General features: G+C 71.4%; 21 protein-coding genes and 1 pseudogene. 11 read left to right on the top strand and 11 right to left on the bottom strand.

The window, feature by feature from the left end; genetic code table 11:
* Positions 1 to 75 precede the first annotated feature (75 nt).
* A complete protein-coding gene (locus tag FVS66_RS11990) occupies positions 76 to 1,359 on the top strand; it encodes an adenylosuccinate synthase (RefSeq protein ID WP_149181038.1) in 1,284 nt (427 codons plus the stop codon).
* 48 nt (positions 1,360 to 1,407) lie between these two features.
* On the opposite strand, the gene FVS66_RS11985 is transcribed toward FVS66_RS11990, so the two are convergent.
* Entirely contained in the window at positions 1,408 to 2,298 is an 891-nt protein-coding gene (locus tag FVS66_RS11985; protein ID WP_262386937.1) for a helix-turn-helix domain-containing protein, read from the bottom strand.
* 246 nt (positions 2,299 to 2,544) lie between these two features.
* On the opposite strand from FVS66_RS11985, the gene FVS66_RS11980 reads away from it, so the two are divergent.
* The 5 genes from FVS66_RS11980 to FVS66_RS11960 all read left to right on the top strand — a co-directional run bounded on the left by FVS66_RS11980 (position 2,545) and on the right by FVS66_RS11960 (position 7,025).
* Positions 2,545 to 3,669 carry an N-acetylmuramoyl-L-alanine amidase gene (locus FVS66_RS11980; RefSeq protein WP_262386936.1) on the top strand — a complete coding sequence of 375 codons (1,125 nt, stop codon included), beginning with the start codon at positions 2,545 to 2,547 and terminating at the stop codon, positions 3,667 to 3,669.
* A gap of 534 nt (positions 3,670 to 4,203) precedes the next feature.
* Complete coding sequence (locus FVS66_RS11975) at positions 4,204 to 5,061, top strand: glycoside hydrolase family 19 protein (RefSeq protein ID WP_149181144.1); 858 nt, start codon at positions 4,204 to 4,206, stop codon at positions 5,059 to 5,061.
* Between the two features lie 290 nt (positions 5,062 to 5,351).
* Positions 5,352 to 6,248: a helix-turn-helix domain-containing protein gene (locus tag FVS66_RS11970; RefSeq protein WP_149181036.1), complete on the top strand. Its 897-nt coding sequence runs from the start codon at positions 5,352 to 5,354 to the stop codon at positions 6,246 to 6,248.
* A gap of 103 nt (positions 6,249 to 6,351) precedes the next feature.
* Entirely contained in the window at positions 6,352 to 6,618 is a 267-nt protein-coding gene (locus FVS66_RS11965) for a hypothetical protein (RefSeq protein WP_262386935.1), read from the top strand.
* On the top strand, positions 6,615 to 7,025 hold the full coding sequence (locus tag FVS66_RS11960; RefSeq protein WP_149181032.1) for a hypothetical protein: 411 nt from the start codon (positions 6,615 to 6,617) through the stop codon (positions 7,023 to 7,025). Before FVS66_RS11965 ends, FVS66_RS11960 begins: the two co-directional genes overlap by 4 nt.
* Positions 7,026 to 7,286: 261 nt before the next feature.
* On the opposite strand, the gene FVS66_RS11955 is transcribed toward FVS66_RS11960, so the two are convergent.
* Positions 7,287 to 8,186 (bottom strand): alpha/beta fold hydrolase, encoded by a 900-nt coding sequence (locus tag FVS66_RS11955; RefSeq protein ID WP_149181030.1) that lies wholly within the window; start codon positions 8,184 to 8,186, stop codon positions 7,287 to 7,289.
* Positions 8,187 to 8,476: 290 nt separating this feature from the next.
* Here FVS66_RS11955 and FVS66_RS11950 point away from each other — a divergent pair, with 290 nt between their 5' ends.
* Positions 8,477 to 8,911 carry a VOC family protein gene (locus tag FVS66_RS11950; protein ID WP_149181028.1) on the top strand — a complete coding sequence of 145 codons (435 nt, stop codon included), beginning with the start codon at positions 8,477 to 8,479 and terminating at the stop codon, positions 8,909 to 8,911.
* A 154-nt stretch (positions 8,912 to 9,065) separates the two neighbouring features.
* Entirely contained in the window at positions 9,066 to 9,377 is a 312-nt protein-coding gene (locus FVS66_RS11945) for a hypothetical protein (protein ID WP_149181026.1), read from the top strand.
* Between the two features lie 29 nt (positions 9,378 to 9,406).
* Here FVS66_RS11945 and FVS66_RS11940 read toward each other — a convergent pair whose 3' ends face one another.
* Genes FVS66_RS11940 through FVS66_RS11925 form a run of 4 tightly spaced genes read right to left on the bottom strand, consistent with a single transcriptional unit; the run spans position 9,407 to position 10,966 of the window.
* Positions 9,407 to 9,601, bottom strand: a complete 195-nt coding sequence (locus FVS66_RS11940; RefSeq protein ID WP_149181142.1) for a hypothetical protein — start codon at positions 9,599 to 9,601, stop codon at positions 9,407 to 9,409.
* Between the two features lie 50 nt (positions 9,602 to 9,651).
* Positions 9,652 to 9,882: a hypothetical protein gene (locus tag FVS66_RS11935; RefSeq protein ID WP_149181024.1), complete on the bottom strand. Its 231-nt coding sequence runs from the start codon at positions 9,880 to 9,882 to the stop codon at positions 9,652 to 9,654.
* Entirely contained in the window at positions 9,879 to 10,133 is a 255-nt protein-coding gene (locus FVS66_RS11930; protein WP_149181022.1) for a DUF397 domain-containing protein, read from the bottom strand. Before FVS66_RS11930 ends, FVS66_RS11935 begins: the two co-directional genes overlap by 4 nt.
* Entirely contained in the window at positions 10,133 to 10,966 is an 834-nt protein-coding gene (locus FVS66_RS11925) for a helix-turn-helix transcriptional regulator (RefSeq protein WP_149181020.1), read from the bottom strand. The genes FVS66_RS11930 and FVS66_RS11925 overlap by 1 nt, the downstream gene beginning before the upstream one ends.
* Positions 10,967 to 11,121: 155 nt before the next feature.
* Between FVS66_RS11925 and FVS66_RS11920 the strand changes: the two are divergent.
* Positions 11,122 to 11,523 (top strand): annotated as a pseudogene (locus tag FVS66_RS11920) (hypothetical protein); the annotation flags it as partial.
* A gap of 28 nt (positions 11,524 to 11,551) precedes the next feature.
* On the opposite strand, the gene FVS66_RS11915 reads toward FVS66_RS11920, so the two are convergent.
* The 3 genes from FVS66_RS11915 to FVS66_RS11905 all read right to left on the bottom strand — a co-directional run bounded on the left by FVS66_RS11915 (position 11,552) and on the right by FVS66_RS11905 (position 13,568).
* Entirely contained in the window at positions 11,552 to 12,370 is an 819-nt protein-coding gene (locus FVS66_RS11915; RefSeq protein ID WP_149181018.1) for a putative protein N(5)-glutamine methyltransferase, read from the bottom strand.
* Positions 12,371 to 12,516: 146 nt separating this feature from the next.
* Positions 12,517 to 12,963, bottom strand: a complete 447-nt coding sequence (locus tag FVS66_RS11910; RefSeq protein WP_149181016.1) for a MarR family transcriptional regulator — start codon at positions 12,961 to 12,963, stop codon at positions 12,517 to 12,519.
* The gene (locus FVS66_RS11905; protein WP_149181015.1) at positions 12,960 to 13,568 is read right to left on the bottom strand and encodes a type 1 glutamine amidotransferase family protein; all 609 of its coding nucleotides are present in this window, start codon (positions 13,566 to 13,568) and stop codon (positions 12,960 to 12,962) included. Before FVS66_RS11905 ends, FVS66_RS11910 begins: the two co-directional genes overlap by 4 nt.
* A gap of 196 nt (positions 13,569 to 13,764) precedes the next feature.
* Here FVS66_RS11905 and FVS66_RS11900 point away from each other — a divergent pair, with 196 nt between their 5' ends.
* Positions 13,765 to 15,120: an aspartate aminotransferase family protein gene (locus FVS66_RS11900; protein ID WP_149181013.1), complete on the top strand. Its 1,356-nt coding sequence runs from the start codon at positions 13,765 to 13,767 to the stop codon at positions 15,118 to 15,120.
* 80 nt (positions 15,121 to 15,200) lie between these two features.
* Entirely contained in the window at positions 15,201 to 16,055 is an 855-nt protein-coding gene (locus FVS66_RS11895) for a GntR family transcriptional regulator (RefSeq protein ID WP_149181010.1), read from the top strand.
* 87 nt (positions 16,056 to 16,142) lie between these two features.
* On the opposite strand, the gene FVS66_RS11890 is transcribed toward FVS66_RS11895, so the two are convergent.
* Positions 16,143 to 16,721 carry a maltokinase N-terminal cap-like domain-containing protein gene (locus FVS66_RS11890; RefSeq protein WP_149181009.1) on the bottom strand — a complete coding sequence of 193 codons (579 nt, stop codon included), beginning with the start codon at positions 16,719 to 16,721 and terminating at the stop codon, positions 16,143 to 16,145.
* Between the two features lie 211 nt (positions 16,722 to 16,932).
* Positions 16,933 to 17,472: a hypothetical protein gene (locus FVS66_RS11885; RefSeq protein ID WP_149181007.1), complete on the bottom strand. Its 540-nt coding sequence runs from the start codon at positions 17,470 to 17,472 to the stop codon at positions 16,933 to 16,935.
* Positions 17,473 to 17,503 lie beyond the last annotated feature (31 nt).

Below are 17,503 nucleotides of genomic sequence, written 5' to 3'. Positions count from 1 at the left end.
TGCTGTCGTACACCGCCGTACGACATTTTCCGCCCCTGGCCTTGGACATGCCCCGCCCGGAAGGGGTGTACGCCTGTGCCCGCACTTGTGCTGCTCGGTGCTCAGTGGGGTGACGAGGGCAAAGGGAAGGCCACCGACCTGCTCGGTGGGTCCGTCGATTATGTGGTGCGCTACCAGGGTGGCAACAACGCCGGTCACACGGTCGTCGTAGGCGACCAGAAGTACGCACTGCACCTCCTCCCCTCCGGGATCCTCTCCCCGGGGTGTACCCCGGTGATCGGGAACGGTGTCGTCGTCGACCCGGCGGTCCTGCTCTCCGAGCTGAGCGGGCTGAACGAGCGAGGCGTCGACACGTCGAAGCTCCTGATCAGCGGTAACGCCCACCTCATCACTCCGTACAACGTCACCCTCGACAAGGTGACGGAACGGTTCCTCGGCAAGCGGAAGATCGGTACGACCGGTCGCGGTATCGGCCCGACGTACGCCGACAAGATCAACCGCGTCGGTATCCGCGTCCAGGACCTCTACGACGAGTCGATCCTCGCCCAGAAGGTCGAGGCGGCCCTCGAGGTCAAGAACCAGCTGCTCGCCAAGCTCTACAACCGGCGCGCCATCGATTCCGCCAAGATCGTGGAGGAGATGCTCCAGTACGCGGAGCAGATCAAGCCGTACGTCGCGGACACCACGCTCATCCTGAACGACGCCATCGACGAGGGCAAGGTCGTCCTCTTCGAGGGCGGCCAGGGCACGCTCCTCGACGTCGACCACGGCACGTACCCCTTCGTTACCTCCTCCAACCCGACCTCCGGCGGTGCCTGCACCGGCGCCGGTGTCGGCCCGACGAAGATCAGCCGGGTCATCGGCATCCTCAAGGCGTACACGACCCGCGTCGGCGCCGGCCCGTTCCCGACGGAGCTGTTCGACGAGGACGGCGAGGCGCTGCGGCGCATCGGCGGCGAGCGCGGTGTCACCACCGGCCGTGACCGCCGCTGCGGCTGGTTCGACGCGGTCATCGCCCGCTACGCCACCCGCGTGAACGGCCTGACGGACTTCTTCCTCACCAAGCTGGACGTCCTGACCGGCTGGGAGCAGATCCCCGTCTGCGTCGCGTACGAGATCGACGGCAAGCGCGTCGAGGAGCTGCCGTACTCGCAGACCGACTTCCACCACGCGAAGCCCGTCTACGAGTACCTGCCGGGCTGGTCCGAGGACATCTCCAAGGCCAAGACCTTCTCCGACCTGCCGAAGAACGCGCAGGCGTATGTGAAGGCCCTGGAGGACATGTCGGGAGCCCCGATCTCCGCCATCGGCGTCGGCCCCGGCCGCACCGAGACGATCGAGATCAACTCGTTCCTGTAGGAGGGCGACGGCTCTCCCTTCGCTTCCCGTACCGCTCGGCCGGCCTCCTCACGGCTGGACCGCGCGGTGCGGGGAGCACTCCAGCTGCTGCTGGCTCGGGATCGCCCCGCAGACCGTGACCGTGCGGGGCGGGGCGTCCGCGCTCACTGCGAGCATCCTGGTGTACGTGTCCCGGTCGATCCGGATGCGCGCCTCCAGCTCCAGGCCCGTCCGCCCCTTGATGCGTACGGTGTCGCCGACCGTGCCGTTCTCGATACGGCCCCACACCGCCTGGCAGGCCGCGCTGTAGCGGAGCTGGATGTGCATCCCGCGCAGCCAGGTGTCGTGCGCGGTGACCGCGTCCCACTGGCAGTCCATGGCCTGCGGGTCGCGTCGCAGGCAGGTGTCCCCACGGCAGCCCACGTCCACCTTCACCGTGGGTGACGAGGCCGGGGCGCCGTGGTCAGCGCCCTGGCCGGCGGCGGTCCGGATGCCGGGCGCGGCGGTGGTGTCGGCGGACATGGTGAGCACCAGACCGGTGGCGACCGAGCCCAGGAGCGCGCCCGCGGCGACATAGCCGAGTACGGCCAGCCGCCGCAGCCGGCGGTGGGGCTCGATCGGGGGCGGCTCCGCACACGGGTCCGCGGGCGGTCGGGCCGCGCCGCGTGGCTCCTGGGGGGCGGGCGCTGCGCCGATACGTTTCAACAGGGACAGCAGCGGCTCCGGGTCCTCCTGTGCCACCTCCGCCAGCTGTTCCACCGCGACGGCGGTCGGCAGCTGCTTGCCGTTGAGGAACCGTTCCCACGACGAGCGGCTGTAGTGCGTACGGTCGGCGAGGCGGCCGAAGCTCAGCCCCGAGGCGTCCTTGATCCGCCGCATCTCCGCGAGCAGCCGGGTCCGCGCGTGGCGCTCGTCCTCGCCGCCGGGTCCCGCCGACGTGTGCTGGGCTTGGTCGTTCAACAGACAGTCCCCGCGTCGTCCCCTGTTCCGGCCCCCTGGCCGACGTGATGGGCATTCTAGGGCGCCGAAACCGGCCGTGTGCGGACTCTGACGAACAGTCACCAGCCCTCTTCCCATGGCGTTCCGCCACGCGGATGGCGTATCCCCGGGACGGCGATGACTGGAGGGAGGGCGGGGTGCCGTGCAGAGTGAGAGGGCGATCGCGTCGTCCGAACACCCCGCCTACTCCTCCGTCTGGAGAGACCCTTGGTATCCATCGATGCGTCCTGGGGCCACAGCCACAGCCACAGCCACAGCCACCGCCACAGCCACAGCCACCGTCACCCGAGCCGCCGTTCCCTCCTCTCCGGCGCGCTCGTCGTCGGTGCCGCCGCGCTGTCCCCGCTCGGCACCGCCGGCCGTGCCCACGCCGCCGGACCCGTGATCGCCGACTGCGCGACCTGGGGCGCCCGCCCGCCGAGCAGCCCCGTCCGGCTCACGGCCACCCGCCCGCACAAGATCCTGGTCCACCACACGGCGACCGCGAACTCCACCGACTACTCGCAGGCGCACGCCTACGCCCTCGCCCGGTCCATCCAGAACGACCACATGAACCGTCCCGGGTGGATCGACAGCGGCCAGCACTTCACCGTCAGCCGCGGCGCGCACATCATGGAGGGCCGCCGCGGCAGCCTGTCGACCCTTCAGGGCGGCACCCGCATGGTCGAGTCCGCGCACTGCACCGGCCAGAACACCGTCGCCATCGGCATCGAGAACGAGGGCACGTACACCAGCGTGAACCCGCGCAGCCGGCAGTACGCGGCGCTCGTCGACCTCTGCGAGCAGATCTGCCGCCGGTACGGGCTGCGCGCCTACCAGATCTACGGCCACCGGGACTTCAACAACACCGCCTGCCCCGGTGACCGCCTCTACGCGCTCCTGCCCCAGCTCCGCCGGGATGTCGCCGCGCGCGTCGGCGGCGACCCGACGGCCCCGGTGTGGCCGGTCGTCCGCGACGGCGACTCCGGGGAGCGGGTGCGCACCCTCCAGTACCTGCTGAGCACGAGAGGCGCCGCGCTGGTCGCCGACGGCCGGTTCGGGCCCGCCACCGAGGCCGCCGTACGGGACTTCCAGACCACCGTGCGCGCGTCCGTGGACGGCATCGCCGGCAACCAGACCTGGAGCCAGCTCAACCTCCCGCTCGCCCGGGGCGCGACCGGGCAGGCGGTGGAGGCCGTGCAGAGCCGGCTGGCGGCCCACTCCCTCCCCACCGCGGTCGACGGGATCTTCGGGTCCGGTACCGAGGCCGGGGTCGAGTCCTTCCAGTCGTCCCATGGCCTGCCGTCCGACGGCGTCGTCGACGCCCGCACCTGGAGCCGTCTGCTCGCGTGAGCTCGCACCCGGCCTTCCACGACGGGAGGGCGGCCCCTCGGAGCCCTTGCGCTCCGAGGGGCCGCCCCGTCCCGTACGCGGACGTGCTCGCCGCGCGTGCTCACACGACGCCGCTCTCCCACCACCAGGACTGGGCGCCGTACGGATACTCGACCCGGCTGTCGACGTGCTGCCAGGAGCCGTTCGCCACTCATCATCGGCGCTGATCCACGCCCCGGGGTGTCCCGCGGCGGGGTCCGGGACAACGTGGGACGGCCGGGACGTGAGACGCCCCGGTCAGGGCCCGGGTCCGTGGCGTACTCGCCGGGCTTCTCGACGGTGACAGATTGCCTGCGCCCGCGAGCACAGCCGTGCGGGTTCAGCTCGTCATGTGGTCGGTCGGCAGACCCGTGGCCGGAGGGGGCGGATCCGGTATCCATGGCTGGTCTAGACCCCTTGACAGGTCCATACCAGTGCGGTGGAGTGACCGCCATTCCCACGCGAAGGAGTGATGACGTGTCACGACGCTTCGGTGCCCTCCTGGCCGCGTTCGCCATGGCGATCGGCCTCACCGCCCTCCTCCCGGCCGCAACCGCGACCGCCGCCGAATGCGCGGCCCCGTGGAGCTCGTCCGCCGTCTACTGGGGCGGCAACACGGCCTCCTACAACGGCCACAACTGGCAGGCGAAGTGGTGGACCCAGAACGAACGCCCCGGTGCGGCGGACGTCTGGGCGGACCAGGGAACCTGCGGCTCCGGAACCCCCGACCCCGGCCCGACGAACCCGGACCCGTCCGGATTCGTGGTGTCCGAGGCGCAGTTCAACCAGATGTTCCCGAACAGGAACCCCTTCTACACGTACAGCGGCCTGAAGGCGGCGCTCGGCGCGTACCCGGCGTTCGCCACGACCGGCGGCGACACGGTGAAAAGGCAGGAGGCCGCGGCCTTCCTGGCCAACGTCGGCCATGAGACGGGCGGTCTGGTCCATGTCGTGGAGCAGAACACCGCCAACTACCCGTACTACTGCGACCGGAACCAGCCGTACGGCTGCCCGGCCGGCCAGGCCGCGTACTACGGCCGTGGCCCGATCCAGCTCAGCTGGAACTTCAACTACAAGGCGGCGGGCGACGCGCTCGGTATCGACCTCCTGAACAACCCGTACCGCGTGGAGCGCGAGGCGGCGGTCGCCTGGAAGACGGCCCTCTGGTACTGGAACACCCAGAACGGCCCCGGCACGATGACCGCCCACAACGCGATGGTCACCGGCGCCGGCTTCGGCCACACGATCCGCGCGATCAACGGCGCCCTGGAGTGCGACGGCAGGAACCCGGCGCAGGTCCAGAGCCGCGTGAGCAAGTACCAGCAGTTCACCCAGATCCTCGGCGTCTCGCCGGGCGGGAATCTGTACTGCTGAAAGCGCTCACTCACAGGAGTGAATTAGGCATATGCACGGAGGGCGGCCACCGGTCCGGTGGCCGCCCTTTCGTGTGGGTGGGGCCGGAAAACAGCAGGTGGGGCCGGGGGTCTGGTTTCCGGCGGCCGGTCGCTCAACGTTCGTATGACTAAATGGAGTTGGCTTGCGTGAACAAAGGAACGTGCGGATAGAGTCACGTCAGCAAAGCGTCATGGCGTCATAGCGCCAAAGAGAAAGCCCCCGCGGTGCGCCAACACCCGAGGGCCAGACACCAGGAGAAACGCCTCCGGATGCGAATCCACCGTACAACGCGCACGCGTAACTTCACCACGGTCGGCAACGAACTCCTCCGTGACCCGAACATCTCGTTCGTGGCCGCCGGAGTTCTCGTGTACCTCCTGAGCCTCCCCGAGGCGGCCTGCGTAGACATCCGCACCCTGGCCAAACGCCGACGTGAGGGCCGTACGCGCATCGGCAGGGCACTCCACGAGCTGGAGGCCGCCGGGTACCTGCGCAGGGAGTCGTACCAAGACCCCCGTACGGGTTACTGGTTGACGACGTACGACGTGTACGACACCCCGTTCGAAGATTCCCCCGCGGCGCCCACGGCGCCCGCGGCGCCGGCTGCCCCGCCCCCCGTCCGGGAACCGGCCCCCGGAAACCCGGACGCCGGAGACGCGGGAGCTCTCCCTCCGGTCGAAAAGACCGGGGTACAAGAACCTCCCTCCCCGTCCCCGACGCCGTCGCGAGCGGTGCAGCTCCTCACGTCCCTGGGGCGGCGGGAGCCGAGGCTCGCGGCGGGGGAGGGCGAGATGGCGAAGCTGGGGCCGCTGGTGGAGGAGTGGTTCGCCGTCGGCGCGACCGAGACGGCGGTCCGAGAGGCCCTGACGGCGGGCCTGCCCGACCCGGTCTACGCACCGGCAGCCTTGCTGGCCGACCGCCTGAAGCGCAAGAAGCCGGCCCCGCGCCCGGAGGCGCCGGTGCGACAGGAGTGCCCCGACTGCGGCCGCCCGACGCGGCCCGGAGGGCCCTGCCGCCACGGCGCGGCCCCGCCGGGGCCCTCACTGCCCGCCCCCGTCGCCGCCTTCGTCGCGGCCACCGGCCGAGGCGCCGCCATGACCCGCGAGGCCCTCAGGCGCGCCGCCGATGCCCTGCCGGGCGCGGAGGCGTCGCCGGGCGCCTGCTGAAGCTCCCGGCCGCGTAGGGCGGCCGGGTCCACCGAAGGGAAGGAGAGCCATGACCATCGCACTCGTGCGCCCGGAAACGGTATACCGTCGGTATACTTTCTATATGGCTGACACCACGATCAAGGTCGACACCGCAGTCCGCGACCGCCTCCAGGAGCTCGCCAGGGAGCGTGGCATCACCATGCGGGAGCTGGTGGCGCAGCTCGCCGGTGCGATGCCCACCAAGGAGGAGCTCGCCGAGCGGCGGGAGGAGACCAAGGCGTACATCGAGGAGCACTTCCTGGGTGAGCCGTACACCGAGGAAGACGCCGAGGCGGGGCAGCGGCTGTGGGCGGACATCGTGTCCGGCCGCGTGGGGGAGGTCCGGTGAAGCAGGACAAGTACCCGCTGCCGAGGGCGGTCGTTCTCGACGAGACCGCCGTGCTCGCCCTGGGCGCCGGTAACCGGATGGCGTCCCGGCTGGTCGTCGAGGCCGAGAACGACGCGACGCTTCGGATCTGCGTGCCCGCCGTGTGTCTGACGGCCGCTGAAGGCGAACGAGCGGGGGTGGCGGAGCACGTAGGGTCGCTGCCCTCCGTTGACATCGAGGCGCTGAACTTCGTGGGCGCGGCCGCGGTGGGCAAGCGCCTGCGCATGTACGGCGACGAGTGGAGCGGGGCGCACGCCGTGCACCTGGCGCAGCCCTCCGTCGAGTGGCCGAGGGGCCGCCCGGTCCTCAGCGGTGACCCCGAGCGGTACCGGGGGACCGGCGTGCGCGTCATCGCCCTGGAGAAGTAGCCCACGCGGGGCGGGGCCCGGACGCATCCCGGGCCCCGCGCCGCCGTGCGACCGTACCGGAATGTCGCCCGCCCGGCCGGCCGGCGATGCGGGTGTGGGCGGGTTTCGTGGACCGCCCCGGTCCAGTGCACCGGCGGCGACTTGAGCGGGCAGCTCGCCAGGATGCCCTCCGCTTCCTCCAGGGCGGCGGGCGAGAGGCCGGTCCCGGAGCGTCTCGCGGACCCGGGTTCGCTCGGGAGTCCCCCAGGGTGCCCGACGCCGTCAGGTCCTCGTGTGGTCGAGGATCGCCTCCGCGAGCGGGGCCAGTACCTGCTGCGGCAGCGCATGGCCCATGCCCGGGATCTCGACCAGCGACGCGCCCCGGATCACCTGCGCGATGTGCCGCGCGTGCGGCGGCGGGAACACCGGCTCGGCCGGGCCCGAGACGACGAGCGTCGGGACGCAGGTCTTCGCCAGGGCCTCGGTGCGGACCATGCCCGAGTCGTCGGCCTGGGCGTGGGCGGTGCTCACCCGGTGGTGGCCCGTGTGCTCGATGACGCGCCGCTCCATGGCGCGTGCGGCCTCCTCGTCGTACGGGATCTGGTCGCCGGCCAGCAGCCGCCCGTGCTCCACCCGCCAGTCCACCTCGGGGGCCAGGTCCTGGTCCTCGGCGCGGTGCGCCCAGATCTCCAGCAGGCGCGGGTCGATGCCGGGCAGTCGGTCGGGCGGCGTGCGGGTCCCGTCGGGGTGGGTGTACGGGGTGGTGCTCAGCGCGCAGGTCCCGATGAGCGTGGCGCTCAGGAGCCGCTCGGGGTGGTCGGCGATGAGGAGCTGGGCGAGCATCCCGCCCAGGGACATGCCGACGACATGCGCCCGCTCCACCCCGAGTGCGTCCAGCAGGGCCACCGCGTCGCGCGCGAGGTCCGTGAGCGGGTACGGCTCCTCCGTGTACGACCAGGTCGACCGGCCGGTGTCCCGGTGGTCGTACCGGATGACCCGGTGCCGCACGGCGAGCGCGTCGACCAACTCCTCGGGCCAGGCGACCCCGGAGGCCATCGCGCCCATGACGAGCAGCACCGGAGGCGCGTCGACCGGGCCCCGCTCCTCGGCCCACAGGCGTACGCCGGGCGCGGCGTCGACGAGGTGCTGCCGCGGGTGGTGCGGTGCGGGTTGCTGCTGCATGGGCGTCCCTCTCTATAAGACGAGACGTATCGTCTCGTTACTCACGCCAATGTAGCGCAGGCGCGCGTGCGAGGTACTGGTTTTCCCAGGAAGGGGGGTGGGCCCTCCCACGGCTGCGGCGCCCCCGCGCCGGCGTGGACCGGAACGGCGGGCGACCCCTCGGCGGCGTCGGCATCGGTTCACCCCTGCGACCGCACGACACCGCAGCGGCCGGCAGGGGCCGCCCCCCCGGCAACTTGCTGATTCACGCCGGGAAATGAGCGACAGAGTGCCCCTGCTAGGGTGCGCCGATGTCATCGATAAAGCAGTTCCAAGTCACCTTCGACTGCGCGGAACCTGAGCGCGTCGCTCGCTTCTGGTGCGAGGTGTTGGGGTACGTCGTACCGCAACCACCGGCGGGGTTTGCCACGTGGGACGATTTCGATAGCTCTCTGCCGCCTGAGCGGCAGGGGTCAGGGTTCGCCTGCGTTGATCCCTCAGGCGTGGGCCCGCGGCTGTACTTCCAGCGCGTCCCCGAAGGCAAGGTCGCCAAGAATCGGCTGCACCTTGACGTGCGAGTCGGCGCCGGGCTCGTGGGTGAGGAGCGCCTCGCCACGCTCGAAGCCGAGTGTGCACGACTGGTCGCGCTCGGCGCGGTACGCGTGCGATTGCTGCTTGCCGATGACCACAATGAGTCGTGCCTCGTGATGCAGGACATCGAGGGCAACGAGTTCTGTCTCGACTGAGCATCCTCCGGGACGGCGAGGCGGGAGCCGTCTCGCCAGGAGGGTGAAGCCTGCCTCACGCTCCAGCCGCAGATCGTGGCCTTGTTGGTCGCGGACGGTGCGTAAGGGACCTCGGGGCCTGTCGCGTAGCGGACGAAGAGGAGAGATGAGGGTCATGGCTGGACAGGTATTGACCGAGGTCAGCGCTGTCGTATCCCCCGAGCGTGAGAGTGACCTCGTGGCTGCCTACCGCGAGCTTGTCGCCGGCCCCCTACCCGATGGGCTGATGCGAACCGAACTGCTGAGCGGGCAGGACGGGCGCTGGCGCATCCAGACGTTGTGGCGGGACCGCGCCGCTCTGGACGCGATGCGTACGGCCCCGGACGGCCCAGCGGCGCCTCGACTTTTCCGCCAGGTCGGCGCTGAACCCGGGCTCGCACTGTTCGACGTGAAGGCCGGCTTCATCGCGCCGGTCGAACCCAGCTGACACGTTACGGGCCACCCACCGCAGCAGCCTCAGAGATATACGACGCGGACGACCGTGACCGTCAGGACGCTCCGGCTCACGTAGTACCGGATCACCACACCCGACACCGTGGCCTCCCGCCGGTCCTCGTCCCGCCCTATGGGCGCCGAGCCGTGCCCGTACGGGTCCGGGACCAGCGACGTGCGCATCCCGGCGTCGAAGCGCGTGCGCAGGCCGCCGTCCATGGTGTCGAGGGCCAGGTCCGCCGGGGGCGCGTACTGAAGGCGGTAGCCGCTCACTCCCGTACGTCCTCGCCCCGCGCCAGCCGCTCGAACAGCTCGCTGTCCTCCCGGTCCGCCTCGGTGGTGGACAGCGCCCAACGCGCGAGCGCCACGGGCAACTCGGCCACCGGTACGTGCGGGATCTCCGCGTCGAACACCTTCACCCGGTCCGCGTCCAGCGCGGCCCGGATCGCGGCGATGGTGCCGGGCAGTTCGACCAGCTGCCCGGCGATGACGGTTCTCAAGGCCGTACGGTGCCGGTCGCGGCGCCCGTGAGGAACGCCGACCAGGCCGACGGGGTGACGGCGAACGTACCGCCGTCAGGGTTCTTGGAGTCACGGACATGGACGGTTTGCGGGCAGGCGGCGACCTCTACGCACTCGCCGCCGCTGTCGCTGCTGTACGACGACTTGCGCCAGTCGAAGGCCACTTCGATGCAGTTGCCGCCACTGGAGCTGCTGTAGCTGGACTTGAACCACTGGAGGGTCCTGCTCATTACTGATCTCCTGCCAACCGCTCGATGAGGCCCAGCGATTCACGCGGATCCAGGGCCTGTGCTCGGATCCTCGCATACCGCTGCATGTACGTACTCACCTTCGCCGGGTCGCTGATCAGGAGGCTCTCGTCCTGGGGTTCCAGGTAGGCCAGGTGCTGGTGCTCTGAGGTTTCCACGACCGTGAGCGTGCCCCGGCCTCCTGCGTACTCGCCGCTGAGGGCAGAGTCCAGGGGGAGTACCTGGATCGTTACGTTGCGCCTGCGGGCGCACTTCGCGAGGGACCTCAACTGGTCGCGCATGATGTTCCTGCTGCCGATGGGGCGGAGAAGTACCGCCTCGTCCAGCACCAGTTCGATGAGCGCGGTGGGGTCGCGTTCGAAGATCTCCTTCCGAGCCATCCTCGCCTCCACCAGTTCCTCGACCCTCTCTTCCGGGAGGATGGGGAACCCGCCTGCGATGAGCGCCCTCGCGTAGTCCTCTGTCTGGAACAGGCCGTGGATTACCGGCGTCGCGAAGAGGTACAGGTTCAGCGCCTCGCGCTCCAGGAGCGCGTAGTTCTTGAACTGCGGCGGGTACTTCTCGATCCGCATGTACACCCGCGCCTCCTCGAAGAAGCCCAGCTCCCCACCGATCGTCTCCTCCAGCTTGACCAGCATCTGGTCACTCGCCGGCTGGGCGCAGGTCTCGACGCCGCTGACCGCCGCGCCCGAGAATCCGATCCTGTCACCGAGCTGTGCCTGTGTCAGACCCATCCGCCGCCGCATTTTGCTCGTCATGTGCGCGACGAGCTGTGCCGTCGGGGTGGCGTTTTCCTTGTTTTCGCGACCTGCCACTTTCGCTCCCCACTGCGACTCGACCGGTCTCAACCGGTCTCAACCGATCCCCGCCGAATTCGACTGCCGATCACTACGTTTGTGCAGGTCAACGCCCCTGTTACGCCTTGCGGCAGTTGCGGAAGACGCTAGCGCGGGGGGCCGACAATGTCCTTGTGAATGCGACAAGTTGCCAAGAGGAACCCGACTGGGTTCCCGCCTCCGGATTTCAATTGCGCAAGGCTGGTGTGCAATTCGACGCCGTACGCGTCGACGGTGACGACGGCCGCCGGGTCGCCGCCTGCCTGGAGCAGCTGACCAACGGCGACCCCGGGCCCGTCGTGACCGAGGCCAACGGGCGGCGCGGGGTGTACTTCCTGGTGCCGCCCGGCAGCACGCTGCACTGCCCGTGGCCCGCCGAGGCCGTGCGGTTCAACGCGGAGCCGGGGCGCGTCGGCTACGTACCGGTGCCCGCGCTGGAGGGGCGGACCTGGCCGCTCGCGTGGTGGTGGCCGCCCACGGAGCCGGGGCGGTTCGTGCACCCGCTGCTGCTGAGGAGCGCCGTCGTCGCCGTACTCACCGTGACGCCTGCCGCCGAGGACTTCGTCAGGCGGGCGGCCGCCGGTCGTGCGGGATCGTCCGACGGGTCGCCGTGACGATCGTCGCGTACCGGTCCTCGCAGGTCGCGGCCTTCGCCGTCAGGCCGTCAACCTCGGCGACCGCCATGGCCGGGGCCGCCTGGCGCTCGCTCGTCTCGAAGAGCAGCACCCCGCCCGGTGCCAGCCAGCGCCCCGCCTCGGCGGTGACGCGGCGCAGGACGTCCAGCCCGTCGGCGCCGCCGTCGAGGGCGACGCGGGCCTCGTGGAGGCGGGCCTCCGGGGGCAGCAGGGGGACCTCGGCGGTCGGTACGTACGGGACGTTGGCCAGCAGCACGTCGACACGGCCCCGGAGGCCGGGCGGGAGGGCCGTGAACAGGTCGCCCTCGTACACGGCCCCGCCCAGGGGCGCGACATTGCGGCGGGCGCACCGGACAGCCGCCGGGTCGATGTCGGCGGCGTGGAGCCGGACGCCCCCGTCCAGCGCGGCGGCCAGGGCGGCGCCCAGAGCGCCCGTACCGCAGCACAGGTCGACGACGACCGCGCCGCGCGGGGCGAGCGCGGCCGCCCGTTCCACCAGGAACTCGGTGCGGCGGCGCGGTACGAACACGCCCTTGTCGACGGCGACCCGCAGGCCGCCGAAGTCCGCCCAGCCGAGGACGTGTTCAAGGGGGTGGCCGGTGGCGCGGCGCGCGACCATGGCGTCGAGTTCGGCGGGCGTACGGGCCGTCGAGAGGAGAAGCTGCGCCTCGTCCTCGGCGAAGACGCACCCAGCGGCGCGGAGGACGGCGGCGACGGTGGTGATGCCGGGAGGTGTTGCGTGCGGCACGGTTGAGCCTTTCGGGAGCCGCTCTGCGAGTGCTCCCGGGGGGTATACCTACGGCGCGGCGACCGTACCGCCCTTGGAGACGAGCACCCTGCCTGACATGGCGTTGATGGGTCTCACCTCCTTCGTCGTACGGCGACCACGGAACCCTACCGGACGTCGATCGCCTCCATCGCCCGCGACAGTCTTTCCAGTACGCGGGCGGTCTCCGCGAACGCCTCCTCGCCCAGCTCCGCCGCCAGCCGGGCCGCCAGGTCGGCGTGGCCGGGGTCTATGCGGGCGAGGGCGGCGCGGCCCTCCTCCGTGGGGCTGAGGAGCTTGGCGCGGCGGTGGGCCGGGTTCGGGGCGTACGCGGCGAGGCCACGCTCCACGAGCAGGTCCGCGACGCGCTGGACGCTCTGCCGGGTGATGCCCATCGCCCGGGCGATCCCGGCGACGGTCAGCGGCTCGCGCAGTACGGCTCCGAGCACCTGCCACCGGGCGGCCGTGAGGCCTGCGGGGCGGGCCAGTTCCTCCGACACGGTGAGGAACTGGCCGTTGAGCCGGAAGACGCCCAGCGCGGTGCGGGAGAGCAGGTCCTTTTCGGCGGGGCTCACGCGTTGAGCTCCTCGTACGCCGCCGGGTCCGAGTCGTGGAACAGCCCGTACCAGGCGTCGAGCTTGCCGCCCTCGAACACGCCCAGCCTGCCGAGGACCTCGCGGGCGAACGCGACCGGCTCGGTCGGCCCTGCGGTGATCAGGTCGCCGGCCGTGACGGCGTCGGCCTCGGTGTAGTGGTCGGCGCCCTTGTAGCCGGAGGCCGCCAGATAGAAGGAGACCGCGCTGGTGTGGGGCCGGTCGTCGAGAAGGCCCTCGCGGGCCAGGCCGAGGGTCGCCCCGCAGATCGCGGCGACCGGCACGCCCGCGTCGAGGAACGTACGCGCCTCGGCGGCGAAGGGCGCGAGGTCGTCGCCCGCGTCCCACAGGTCGGCGCCGGTGAGGATCAGCAGGGCGCTGTCCTCGGCGCGCAGGTCGGCGAGCGCCAGGTCGGGGGTGACCCGCAGACCGCCGATGGTGGTGACCGGGTCGGTCGTCGGGCCGACCGTACGGATCTCGTACCCGCCACGGGCCAGCCAGGCGGTGGCGTGGCCGGTCTCCCAGTCGGCGAACGTGTCGTACACGGCGAGATGGACGGTCTTGCGGGGGGTGGTGGTGCCGGTCATGGCCGCCTCCTGGGCGCTGGTGGCCTGCTCTATATGACAACAGGCTGTCATAATGACAGCTTGCTGTCAATCGCTGGCCGGCGCGCCCGCCGCCCCGGGCGGCCCGGCCCGCCCCGACACCCTGCCGATCCGTACGCCCACCCCCATACAAGATGGCCATGTCCCCGACCGGTCCGCGCTTCCTACCCTCGCCCGCATGACCCCTCTCGCCGATCCGCAGGCGGGCGCCGCCGTCAAGGCCGCCGACCGCGCACATGTCTTCCACTCCTGGTCCGCCCAGGGACTGATCGACCCGCTCGCCGTCGCTGGCGCCCGGGGCGCGTACTTCTGGGACTACGACGGCAATCGCTACCTCGACTTCACGAGCGGTCTCGTCTTCAGCAACATCGGCTACCAGCACCCCCGGGTCGTCGCCGCGGTCCAGGAGCAGGCCGCCAGGCTCGCTGTCTTCGCGCCCGGGTTCGCCGTCGACGTACGCTCCGAGGCCGCCCGGCTGATCGCCGAGCGCACGCCCGGCGACCTCGACAAGATCTTCTTCACGAACGGCGGAGCCGAGGCGGTCGAGAACGCCGTCCGTATGGCCCGGCTGCACACCGGACGCCACAAGGTGCTCAGCGCGTACCGCTCGTACCACGGCGCCACGTCCACCGCGATCCACCTGACCGGCGACCCGCGCCGCTGGCCGTCCGACACGGGCGCGGCGGGAGTGGTCCACTTCTGGGGGCCGTACCTCTACCGGTCGCCGTTCTACTCGGAGACCGAGGCGCAGGAGTGCGAGCGGGCGCTCGCGCACCTGGAGGACACGGTCGCGTTCGAGGGGCCCGGGACCGTCGCGGCGATCGTCCTGGAGACGGTGCCGGGCACGGCGGGGATCATGCCGCCGCCGCCCGGTTACCTGGCGGGGGTGCGGGAGCTGTGCGACCGGCACGGCATCGTCCTCGTCCTGGACGAGGTCATGGCCGGGTTCGGGCGCACGGGGCGGTGGTTCGCCGCCGAGCACTTCGGCGTCGTGCCGGACCTGTTGACCTTCGCCAAGGGCGTCAACTCCGGGTACGTACCGCTGGGCGGCGTCGCCCTCTCGCCCGAGATCGCCGCGACGTTCGAGCGGCGGCCGTACCCGGGCGGGCTGACGTACTCCGGGCATCCGCTGGCCTGCGCGGCGGCGGTGGAGACCGTGCGGGTCATGGCGGAGGAGGGGGTGGTGGAGAGCGCCGACCGGCTGGGTGCGGAGATCCTCGGGCCCGGGCTGCGGGCACTGTCCGAGCGCCACCCCTCGGTCGGGGAGGTGCGGGGCATGGGGGCCTTCTGGGCGGTGGAGCTGGTGCGGGACCGGGAGACGCGGGAGCCGCTGGTGCCGTACGGGGCGGTGGGGGAGGCGAACGCCCCGATGGCGGCGTTCACGGCGGCCTGCCGCGCGCGCGGCCTGTGGCCCTTCGTCAACATGAATCGCACACACGTCGTACCCCCCTGCAACCTCACCGACGCGGAGGCGAAGGAGGGCCTCGCGGCGCTGGACGAGGCGCTGTCGGTGGCCGACGAACACACTGTGTGACATCCGCCTCGCCGAACCCCTTCAAGTGACCCCCTCCGACTGGCTTAAGGTGTCCGAAACCGGACGGAGGGGACCTGCCCATGGTCGCGAGCGGACCTGTGACCCGCAGCACTCTTCGTCAGCAGATCGCGGATGCGCTGCGTGACGAGGTGCTCGCGGGGCGTCTCCAGCCGGGGCAGGAATTCACGGTCAAACAGATCGCCGAGCAGTACGGGGTGTCCGCGACGCCCGTGCGGGAGGCACTGGTCGACCTGTCGGCGCAGGGGCTGCTGGACTCGGACCAGCACAAGGGTTTCCGCGTGCACCAGTTCACGGTCGACGACTACCGGGGCATGGTGGAGGCGCGGTCCCTGATCGTCGACGGCATACTGCGCCGGTACCCGAGGGGCGGCGCGGGGGACACCGGGGCTCCCGCCGCCCCGGGCACTCCCGGTGCACCGGGCACTCCCGGCGTCGCGGGCACTCTCGGTGCCCCGGGCACTCCCGCCGCCCCGGGCACTCCCGGCGTCCCGGGCACTCTCGGCGTCCCAGGGGCCCACGTCCCGTGCGTCCCCGTGGCGGCCCTTGTCTCGGTGCGGCGCCGGGCGGAGGCGGCGGCGCGGGCGGCGCGGGCCGGGGACCTGGACATCCTGATCGGCTACGACCTGAGGTTCTGGCGGGAGCTGGGCGGGCTCGTCGCCAACCACTACATCGCCGACTTCCTGCACCGCCTCCGCGTCCAGGCATGGGTGTTCGCCGTCCCGTACCTGCGCGGCGACCGCAGACTCCGCGACTGGCTGTGGAGCGGCCATGAGGACCTGGTCGACGCGGTGTCCCTGGGCACCCCCGACCAGATCGTCGCCGTCCTGGACGCCTACAACACCCACGCCCTCCGCTGGGCCACCCACCTGGAGTGCCTCCCGACGCCCCGGCCTGCCCCGGACCGCCACGCCTAGCCATCGCCTGGCCAGGCAGTGTCCGGCGGGTCTTTCTCCACCCCGCCCCGGGAAGCGGCGGGGCGGGGGAGATCCGCCGGATACGGCCTAGCGCTCCCGTACGAGGAAGAACACGCCCCGGCTCGACTCACCGTCCGCTCGGCTCCAGGGCGCGGTGACGGACCCCAGGGCGCCGTCCTCGGTCGCCCGGGGCACGCGCACCGCCTCGACGGCGACGCGGTCCGGGTCGAACTCCCCGTCGAGACGGGCGGCGACGGTCGGGTCCGGGGTGTCGCTCTCGCTCTGCGCCTGCGGCTCCGCCTTGCCCTGGACGAGCGCGAGGACCTGGGTGACGAGCACGGGGTCATGGGTGCCGTCGTAGACCCAGCGCGTGCCCAGCACTCCGTGCTCGGTCGTACCGATCAGGGCCTCGTCGGCTCCGTCGAGCGGGGCGCCGCGGTAGGTGAGCGGCACATGGTACGAGCGCGGCTCGTCGCCCGAGGTGTCGGTGACCACCATGAACTCGATGCCCACCTCGCCCTCCGGGTCGTCGAGCCGGAACCCGCCGGCCCTGGCGAGCTCCGGCTCACGGCCCGCGACGCCGCCGTACCAGGACCGGCCGGGCAGCCAGGCGGCGAGGAGCTCCAACTTGGTCGGACTCATCGTGGTCTTGTGAATGATCGCCATGACGGGTGAACCTCCGGCGGCATGGTGATGTTCCCCGGAGTACGGGGTGCCGCCCTCCCGGCGTGGGGCGTCGGCTCGCGCCTGGCGCGCCGGAGCGCCGGGTCACGCGGGCCCCAGCCTCACGTGGGCGAGGAGACCACGCTGCTGTCACTGGACGACGCCTCCGACTCACGCCCGCCGTTCCAGCGGTGGTGACGTGCCGTCAGGCGCATCAGTCGACCGGAACGCGGCGGTATTCGTACCGGATCCGGTCGGTGTACATACCGTCGGTGATCACGGACACGGTGCGCCGCAGCCGGTCGCCCTCGACCGCGACGATGTCGGTGATCGTGGTGTCGCCGTCGTCCAGACGGGGGCGTATGACATCGGTGTCCCGGTAGGGCGCGGCATAACTCACCGGCTCGCGCAGCAGCAGAAAGCTGCCGACGGCCGTGGTGACGATCCGGCCGCCGAACGGTACGGCCTTGGACTCACGCACCCCATCGTCGGTGAACCAGTCCACCGGGGCGCCGCCGGTCTCGGCGAAAGTCAGATCGGGTGCGACGGTGAGCGAGAGCCCGGAGGCGGGCCGGAGCGGCGGCACCTCCTCGAAGACCTGGCCGGCCAGCCACCGCCGGTTGAACTCCCGCAGCGGCATCCGGAGATCGCCGACGACCGCGGCGGGCTCCTCGCCGTCGGCGAACTGGTGCTTTACCGGGGAGCCCGTCGACACTGTGCCGTCCAGCTCCCATCGACCCGTGAACTCGTGCATGGGTGTTCTCTCTCTCGGCTGCTGTCGTGCC

Origin of the sequence: Streptomyces sp. TRM49041, assembly GCF_008271805.1 — a bacterium.
In the GTDB taxonomy this organism is placed as follows: domain Bacteria; phylum Actinomycetota; class Actinomycetes; order Streptomycetales; family Streptomycetaceae; genus Streptomyces.
Note: the sequence above shows the minus strand (reverse complement) of the source record. Positions and strands in the feature narration are given on the sequence as shown.

Coding starts and splice junctions, on each gene's coding strand:
- FVS66_RS11975 (WP_149181144.1), top strand. CDS start 4,204: ATGGCGATCGGCCTCACCGCCCTCCTCCCGGCCGCAACCGCGACCGCC.
- FVS66_RS11970 (WP_149181036.1), top strand. CDS start 5,352: ATGCGAATCCACCGTACAACGCGCACGCGTAACTTCACCACGGTCGGC.
- FVS66_RS11965 (WP_262386935.1), top strand. CDS start 6,352: ATGGCTGACACCACGATCAAGGTCGACACCGCAGTCCGCGACCGCCTC.
- FVS66_RS11955 (WP_149181030.1), bottom strand. CDS start 8,186: ATGCAGCAGCAACCCGCACCGCACCACCCGCGGCAGCACCTCGTCGAC.
- FVS66_RS11950 (WP_149181028.1), top strand. CDS start 8,477: ATGTCATCGATAAAGCAGTTCCAAGTCACCTTCGACTGCGCGGAACCT.
- FVS66_RS11945 (WP_149181026.1), top strand. CDS start 9,066: ATGGCTGGACAGGTATTGACCGAGGTCAGCGCTGTCGTATCCCCCGAG.
- FVS66_RS11940 (WP_149181142.1), bottom strand. CDS start 9,601: ATGGACGGCGGCCTGCGCACGCGCTTCGACGCCGGGATGCGCACGTCG.
- FVS66_RS11930 (WP_149181022.1), bottom strand. CDS start 10,133: ATGAGCAGGACCCTCCAGTGGTTCAAGTCCAGCTACAGCAGCTCCAGT.
- FVS66_RS11905 (WP_149181015.1), bottom strand. CDS start 13,568: ATGACCGGCACCACCACCCCCCGCAAGACCGTCCATCTCGCCGTGTAC.
- FVS66_RS11900 (WP_149181013.1), top strand. CDS start 13,765: ATGACCCCTCTCGCCGATCCGCAGGCGGGCGCCGCCGTCAAGGCCGCC.
- FVS66_RS11895 (WP_149181010.1), top strand. CDS start 15,201: ATGGTCGCGAGCGGACCTGTGACCCGCAGCACTCTTCGTCAGCAGATC.
- FVS66_RS11890 (WP_149181009.1), bottom strand. CDS start 16,721: ATGGCGATCATTCACAAGACCACGATGAGTCCGACCAAGTTGGAGCTC.
- FVS66_RS11885 (WP_149181007.1), bottom strand. CDS start 17,472: ATGCACGAGTTCACGGGTCGATGGGAGCTGGACGGCACAGTGTCGACG.